This is a genomic window from Micromonospora sp. NPDC003776 (genome assembly GCF_053605645.1).
Map to the genome: position 1 here is coordinate 1 of NZ_JBSGJR010000322.1, position 7,767 is coordinate 7,767.

General features: G+C 71.9%; 5 protein-coding genes and 1 pseudogene. 2 read left to right on the forward strand and 4 right to left on the reverse strand.

Annotated features, from left to right (window positions below; translation table 11 throughout):
• Positions 1-46: 46 nt before the first annotated feature.
• The 4 genes from ACWEVO_RS23300 to ACWEVO_RS23315 form a co-directional block, all read right to left on the reverse strand.
• Positions 47-3,778, reverse strand: coding sequence for a multifunctional oxoglutarate decarboxylase/oxoglutarate dehydrogenase thiamine pyrophosphate-binding subunit/dihydrolipoyllysine-residue succinyltransferase subunit (locus ACWEVO_RS23300; RefSeq protein WP_452309647.1), 3,732 nt, complete (start codon positions 3,776-3,778; stop codon positions 47-49).
• Positions 3,779-4,039: 261 nt separating this feature from the next.
• On the reverse strand, positions 4,040-4,873 hold the full coding sequence (locus tag ACWEVO_RS23305; protein WP_452309648.1) for an ABC transporter permease: 834 nt from the start codon (positions 4,871-4,873) through the stop codon (positions 4,040-4,042).
• Complete coding sequence (locus ACWEVO_RS23310; protein WP_452309649.1) at positions 4,870-5,808, reverse strand: ABC transporter ATP-binding protein; 939 nt, start codon at positions 5,806-5,808, stop codon at positions 4,870-4,872. Before ACWEVO_RS23310 ends, ACWEVO_RS23305 begins: the two co-directional genes overlap by 4 nt.
• A 162-nt stretch (positions 5,809-5,970) precedes the next feature.
• On the reverse strand, positions 5,971-6,627 hold the full coding sequence (locus ACWEVO_RS23315; RefSeq protein ID WP_452309650.1) for a hypothetical protein: 657 nt from the start codon (positions 6,625-6,627) through the stop codon (positions 5,971-5,973).
• Between the two features lie 161 nt (positions 6,628-6,788).
• On the opposite strand from ACWEVO_RS23315, the gene ACWEVO_RS23320 reads away from it, so the two are divergent.
• Positions 6,789-7,568, forward strand: coding sequence for a GNAT family N-acetyltransferase (locus tag ACWEVO_RS23320; protein ID WP_452309651.1), 780 nt, complete (start codon positions 6,789-6,791; stop codon positions 7,566-7,568).
• Positions 7,565-7,767: pseudogene (locus ACWEVO_RS23325) on the forward strand (hypothetical protein); the annotation flags it as partial. The gene ACWEVO_RS23320 and the pseudogene ACWEVO_RS23325, both read left to right, overlap by 4 nt.

Consider the following 7,767-nt stretch of genomic DNA (forward strand, 5'->3'; position numbering starts at 1 on the left):
GCCCGGGGCCCGCCCGGGGTGTCGGGCCGGGCCGCTGCCGGTCGGGTCACGGGCGGGGAAGCGCCGCCTCGATCAGCGCGGCCTGCTCGACCTCGTGCATCTTGGCCGAGCCCACCGCCGGGGCGGCGGCGGCCGGGCGGGAGATGCGCCGCAGTCGGACCTCGGGCAGGTGCTCCAGCAGGTTGAGCGCGACGAACGACCAGGCGCCCTGGTTGGCCGGCTCCTCCTGGACCCAGGCGAAGTCCTCGGCGTTCGGGTACTGCGCCAGCGCGGCCCGGACCTCCTCGACGGGCAGCGGGTAGAGCTGCTCCATCCGGATGATCGCGGTGTCCGTGACGCCCCGCTCCTGCCGGGCCTGGAACAGGTCGTAGTAGACCTTGCCCGAGCAGAGCAGCACCCGCTTCACCTGCTCCGGCGCCGGGGCGGCGGTGTCGGCCAGGACCGGCTGGAAGGTGCCCGTGGTGAAGTCCTCCACCGGCGACACGCAGAGCTTGTGCCGCAGCAGCGACTTCGGCGTGAACACCACCAGCGGCTTGCGCTTCGGCGACAGGGCCTGGCGACGCAGCAGGTGGAAGTAGTTCGCCGGGGTGGTCGGGATGGCCACCCGCATGTTGTCCTCGGCGCAGAGCTGGAGGAACCGCTCCGGGCGGCCGGAGGTGTGGTCCGGGCCCTGCCCCTCGTGGCCGTGCGGCAGCAGCAGGGTGACCGCGGAGCGCTGGCCCCACTTCACCTCGCCGGACGAGATGAACTCGTCGATCACCGACTGGGCGCCGTTGACGAAGTCGCCGAACTGGGCCTCCCAGGCCACCAGCGCGTTGACGTTCTCCACCGAGTAGCCGTACTCGAAGCCCATCGCGGCGTACTCGCTGAGCAGCGAGTCGTGCACGAAGAAGCGGGACCGTTCGCCGTCGGCGGTGAGCGACATCAGCGGCAGGTAGTCCTCGCCGGTCTTCGCGTCGACGATCGAGGCGTGCCGCTGGACGAAGGTGCCGCGGCGGGAGTCCTGACCGGCGAGCCGGACGGTCACCCCGTCGTGCAGCAGCGAGCCGAACGCGATGATCTCGCCGTAACCCCAGTCGATGTTGCCCTCGACGGACATCTTGGCCCGCCGGTCGAGCAGCTGCTGGATCCGCTTGTGCGGGGTGAAGCCCTCCGGCAGGTTGACGTGCGCCTCGCCGATCGCCTTCACGACGGCGGCGTCGGTGGCGGTGTCGACCTGCGGCTCCGGCTCCTCCTCCCGCTTCGGGCGGCTGAGCTGGCGCGGCGTGGTGGCCGCGTCCCGGGTGGCCTTGAAGACCCGCTCCAGCTGCGACTGGTAGTCGCGCAGCAGCTCCTCCGCGTCCTCCACGGTGATGTCACCCCGCCCGATGAGCTCCTCGGTGTAGAGCTTCCGGACCGACCGCTTCGAGTCGATGATCTTGTACATCTGCGGGTTGGACATCGACGGGTCGTCGCCCTCGTTGTGCCCGCGCCGGCGGTAGCAGACCATGTCGATCACGACGTCCTTGTTGAACGCCTGCCGGTACTCGAAGGCGAGCCGGGCCACCCGCACGACGGCCTCGGGGTCGTCGCCGTTCACGTGGAAGATCGGCGCCTGGATCATCCGGGCCACGTCGGTGCTGTAGAGGCTGGACCGGCTGTATTCGGGAGCGGTGGTGAAACCGACCTGGTTGTTGACCACCACGTGCACGGTCCCGCCGGTGCGGTAGCCGCGCAGCTGGGAGAGGTTGAGCGTCTCGGCGACCACGCCCTGGCCGGCGAAGGCGGCGTCACCGTGCACCGCCAGCGGCAGCACCGTGTAGCCCTCCAGCTTGAGGTCGATCCGGTCCTGCTTGGCCCGGACGATGCCCTCCAGCACCGGGTCCACGGCCTCCAGGTGCGACGGGTTCGCCACCACCGACACCTTGACCGCGTGCTCGCCGTCCGGGGTGGTGAACTTGCCGTTCTGGCCGAGGTGGTACTTCACGTCGCCCGAGCCCTGGGTGGAGCGCGGGTCGAGGTGCCCCTCGAACTCGGAGAAGATCTTCTCGTACGGCTTGCCGACGATGTTGGCCAGCACGTTGAGCCGGCCGCGGTGGGCCATGCCGATGACGACCTCGTCGAGCCCGGCCTCGGCGGAGGACTCCAGCACCTCGCCCAGCAGCGGGATCAGCGACTCGCCGCCCTCCAGCGAGAAGCGCTTCTGGCCGACGTACTTGGTCTGCAGGAAGGTCTCGAACGCCTCGGCGGCGTTGAGCCGGTTGAGCACGTGCTTCTGCTCGTCCGTGGTCGGCTTCTCGTACTTGCGCTCGACCCGCTCCTGGATCCAGCGGCGCTCCTCCGGGTCCTGGATGTGCATGTACTCGATGCCGACCCGGCGGCAGTACGAGTCGCGCAGCACGCCGAGGATCGAGCGCAGCTTCATCCGCTGCTTGCCGGCGAAGCCGTTGACCGGGAAGGTCCGGTCCAGGTCCCACAGGGTCAGCCCGTGCTGGAGGACGTCCAGGTCGGGGTGCTTGCGGATGGTGAACTCCAGCGGGTCGGTGTCGGCCATCAGGTGGCCGCGCACCCGGTACGCGTGGATCAGCTCGTGCACCCGCGCGGTCTTGTTGATCTGGCCCTCGGAGTCGACGGCCACGTCCTGCACCCAGCGCACCGGCTCGTACGGGAGGCGCAGCGAGGTGAAGATCTGGTCGTAGAAGCCGCGCTCACCGAGCAGCAGCTCGTGCATCACCTTCAGGAACTCGCCGGACTGCGCACCCTGGATGATCCGGTGGTCGTAGGTGCTGGTCAGCGTGATGATCTTACTGACCGCCAGCTCGGCCAGGGTCGCTTCGCTCATGCCCTGGTACGGCGCCGGGTATTCCATGGCGCCGACGCCGATGATGGCGCTCTGGCCCTGCATCAGGCGCGGGATCGAGTGGACCGTGCCGATGCCGCCCGGGTTGGTCAGCGAGATCGTGGTGCCGGCGTAGTCCTCCATGGTCAGCTCGTTGCGGCGGGCGCGCCGGACCACGTCCTCGTACGCCTGCCAGAACTGCCGGAAGTCCATCCCCTCGCAGGCCTTGATGGAGGGCACCACCAGGTTGCGGGAGCCGTCCGGCTTGGCCAGGTCGATCGCGATGCCCAGGTTGACGTGCTCCGGGCGGACCATCGCCGGCTTGCCGTCGACCTCGGCGAAGGAGTTGTTCATCTCCGGGTGCTCGACCAGCGCCCGGACCATCGCGTAGCCGATCAGGTGGGTGAAGCTCACCTTGCCGCCGCGGCCGCGGGCCAGGTGGTTGTTGATCACGATGCGGTTGTCGACCAGCAGCTTCGCCGGGACCGCGCGGACGCTGGTGGCGGTCGGCACGGCGAGCGAGGCGTCCATGTTCTGGACGATCTTCGCGGCGACGCCACGCAGCGGGGTGGTGCCGGCGGCGGTCGCCGTCGGCGCCTTCGCGGCCGGCTTGGCCGGGGCGGCCTTCTTCGCCGGGGTCGGCGCGGCCGGCTTGGCGGCGGGCTTGGCCGGGGCGGGGGCGGGCTTGGCCGCGGCGGGCTTGGCCGCCGGCTGCTGGGTGACGGTGGCCACCGCCTCCTGCTGCTCGGCGGGCTCCGGCTTGGCGGCCGGCTTGGCCTGCCCGTCCGGGCGCGGAGTGGCGGCGCCGGGAGCGGGCCGGTAGTCGGCGAAGAAGTCGTGCCAGGCCGAGTCGACGCTCGAGGGGTCGGCGAGGTAGCGCTGGTACATCTCCTCGACGATCCACTCGTTCGGGCCGAAACCCGCCAGTGGGTTCTCCTGCGAAGTCTGCTGGGTCGACACGGCCGCTAATCGCCTCTTTCACGCGGGTTCGTAATGTCACGCGGTGTACCCGGTGCCCGAATAGGGGCACGCGGGAGACGGGTCCCAGGCTACGCCGTACGAATGGCGCAGGCATTCTCGCCTCCGGCTGGTGGTCCGTTTCACAGAAGATGCCAGAAGTTCGGCAAACGCAGCGTGGCGGCCCGGTCTTTGCTAGGTGCGGAACGGCCCCGGCCGGTGACACTCGGTCACCGGCCGGGGCTGATCTCGGAACGGCGGTCCTCAGGCGATGTCGCGCCGCCGCATGATGGCGGTGCCGACGGCGGCGGTGACCGCCGCGTACCCGATCAGCACGGCCGCGCCCACCCACTGCGGCGGGTTGCCCGGCAGCTCGGTGCCGCTGATCATCAGCTGCGAGGCGGTGGACGGCACGACCACGGCGAGCTTGCTGATCCAGTCCACCTTCAGCCACTGCTGGAGGAGGAAGAAGACCAGGTTCGCGGCGGTGGTGCCGACCAGGTAGAGCACCACGGCCGTGATGGTGGCGCCGATCTGGCTGCGGATCAGCACGCCGAAGCCGACGCCGAGGATCCCCCACAGCACGTACGCGAGCAGGTTGAGCAGGATCGCCCGGGTGACGTCCCAGGAGCCGAGGTGCGGATCCCAGCCCTTCACGGCGAAGAAGATCAGCGTCGCCGGCACGGTGAGCACGGTGGTGATCAGCCAGAGCGCCGCGCCGAAGATCGCGGCGGTGACCAGCTTCGCGCCGACCACCATGGTCCGCCGGGGCGTGGTGAGGAACGTGGTGGTCGCGGTCTGGTGGTAGAACTCGTTCGTCACCACCAGGATGCCCAGCAGCAGCACGAAGAGCAGGCCGAAGTACTGCCCCGAGGTGAACAGGTTGGCGGCCTGGTAGACCTCGTTCGCGGTGGCCCGGATCGTCTCGGCCTGCTCCGGCGAGACGCCCTCCAGGTCCTGCCCGCCGGTCATGCTGAAGTTCGCGTTGATGGCGTTGACCAGGAACGCCAGCGCCAGGGTGACCAGCGCCCCGATGCCGAACAGCCACCAGGTGGCGGTGGTACGGATCTTGAGTAGCTCGGACCGGACCAGGTTCATCGGATCTCCGCCTTTCCGGCCGTCAGTTCGAGGAAGACCCCTTCCAGGTCGGGACGCTCGGTGGTCAGCTCGTGCAGCTCCACCTTGGCGGCCAGGGCCACCCGGCCCACGGTCGGGGCGTCCACCCCGGTGACCAGCAGCGCGCCGTGCCCGTCGGCGGTCACCGTGGCCGGCTGCTCGCGCAGCGCCACGGTCAGCTCCTCGGCCTGCGGGGTGCGCACCCGCACCCGCCCGCCGTGCGCCATCGAACCGATGACCTGGTCCACCGGCCCCTGCCGGACCAGCTTGCCGGCCGCGATGATCACCACGTCGTCGGCGAGCAGCTGCATCTCGGAGAGCAGGTGGCTGGAGACCAGCACCGTCCGGCCCTCCGCGGCCAGGCCCTTGAGGAAGCCGCGCATCCAGCGGATCCCCTCCGGGTCCAGGCCGTTGGCCGGCTCGTCGAGGATGAGCACCTGCGGGTTGCCGAGCATCGCGGCGGCGATCCCGAGCCGCTGCTTCATGCCCAGCGAGTAGCCCTTGAACTTGCGCTTCGCCGCCGGGGTGAGCCCGACCAGCGCGAGCGCCTCGTCGGCCCGCTGCCGGGGCAGCCCGGCCGCCGCGCAGATCACCCGCAGGTGGTTGATCCCGGTGCGGCCCTTGTGCGCGCTGGACGCCTCCAGCACCGCGCCCACCGAGCGCAGCGGGTCGGCCAGGTCGGCGTACCGGTGGCCGCCGATGGTGGCCTCGCCGGCCGTCGGGGTGACCAGGTTGAGCAGCATGCGCAGGGTGGTCGTCTTGCCGGCGCCGTTCGGACCGAGGAAGCCGGTCACCCGGCCGGGTTGGACGGTGAAGGACAGATTGTCGACCGCCCGGACGTTCTTGTACTGCTTCGTCAGTCCGGACACCACGATCTGGCCGGTCCCGGCGTTGGGGCTCCACTGCCCGTCGGACATCGTTCTCCTCTCCTGCCACGGCGCGCGGGCGCGCCCATGGGGACGCCGTTGCGGGGGCGCCGTGGCACAGCCTGGCAACCGCGGGCAAGCGGGTCAATCAGGCGGCACGCGTAGGCCCTCCTCCCGCTCAGGCAGGAGGCCGTCATCCTGAGGGAGGAGAGATCAGGCCGCGGGCAGCGCGATCCAGGTGGCGCGGGCGTAGCCGAGCAGCTCGCCGCCGGGGCCGTAGAGGCTGGAGTGGACCTCGGCCTTGCGTCCCTCGCCGCCGACCATCGCGCCGGTCACCACGCACTCGTCGCCGGGACGCGGCAGCGCCCGGACCACCGCGGCGATCCGACCGAGGACGTACGGGCGGCCGGGGGCGATCACCGCCCAGCCACCGGGGCAGTCGAGCGCGGCCCAGACCGTCGCCGGGACCACCTCGGCCGGGGCGCGGAACGGCGCGGCGGTCCGCCCGTCCGGCAGCGGCCCGGGGAAGATCCGCAACCCGTCCGGGTTCTCCGGGCCGCAGACGTAGCAGCCGGGGAAGGGGTGCTCCCGCAGCCCCGGGTACGCCTTCGCGGCGGCCTCGGCGGTCGGCCGGTCCACCGGCGGCACCACGGCGGTGAACTCCTCGACCCGGCGTACCTGGGCGATCACCTGGCCGTCCGGGTCGCGTACCTCGCCGTCGACCACGGTCAGCGGGGTCTCCAACGGGGGCGGCTTGCGGAGGGTGACCTCCACCGGCCCCCGGTCGTCCACCGCCGCCGCGAACACCCCGGCGCTCCACCCGCCGTTGCCCGACCCGGCCGGCCCGTGGAACCGCGACTCGATGATCATGAAATCCTCCCCGCCCTCTCTCCCTCCGCAGCGTGCCACGCTCCGGTCGGCTCCGGGTCGCCGCATCCGGCCGGTGCCGGGGCCGGAGTGTCGGTCGGCGTTCACCGGATCGACGCTCCTGGTCACCGGGAGCGGCAACCCGCGCCCCTTACACAGATCCCATGGCTGTTCTGCACGCCGCTGGCGCACCCCTCACGACCAGCGGTTACACCCTGCTGATCGCCGACGACCCCACCCTGGTCGCGGCCGCACAACGCCTGCGTCGCGAGGTGTTCGCCACCGAGCTCGGCGCGGCCCTGCCCCCGGACGCCGCCGGGCTCGACGTCGACGAGTTCGACGCCCACTGCGACCACCTGGTGGTGCTGCGGGAGGGCACCGACGAGGTGGTCGGCACGTACCGGCTGCTCCCGCCGGGGCGCACCGACCGCCGCTACTCGGACACCGAGTTCGACCTGACCGCGCTGGCCCCGCTCCGCGACGACCTGGTCGAGGCGGGCCGCTCCTGCGTGCACCCGGACCACCGCTCCGGTGCGGTGATCAACCTGATGTGGGCCGGGATCACCCGCTACCTGCACCTGCGCGGGTCGCGCTGGCTCGGCGGCTGCGCCTCGGTGCCGGTCGGCGACGGCGGGACGGCGGTGGCCGAGGTGTGGGCGCAGGTCACCGCCCGGCATCTGGCGCCGCCGCCGCTCCGGGTGGCGCCCCGCCGGCCGTGGTTCGCCGAGGCGCCGGCCCCCGCCGACCCGCCCACCGCCGCGCCTGCCGCGCGGCGCGCGCTGGTCCCGCCACTGCTCCGTGGCTACCTGCGGCTCGGCGCCTGGGTCTGCGGGGAACCGGCGTACGACCCGGACTTCGGCTGCGCCGACTTCTACGTGCTCTTCTCGCTGGACCGGCTGAACCCGCGTTACCTGCGGCACTTCCTCGGCGGGGAGCCGTCGTGAGCACCGCCGAGCTGTGGCGGCCCGCCTCCGGGTGCGGTCCGTGGTGCCTGCCCGGCCCCGCCGGCGCGCCGACGGTGTCGCCGGCCCGTCGGGCGGGGCGCCTGCTCGGGGTGGTGGGGATGCTGCTGGCCGGCGTCGGGCTGGCCGTGGTCCTGCCGGTGCTGCCCGCAGGGTGCCTCGGGCCCAGCCGGCGAGCGCG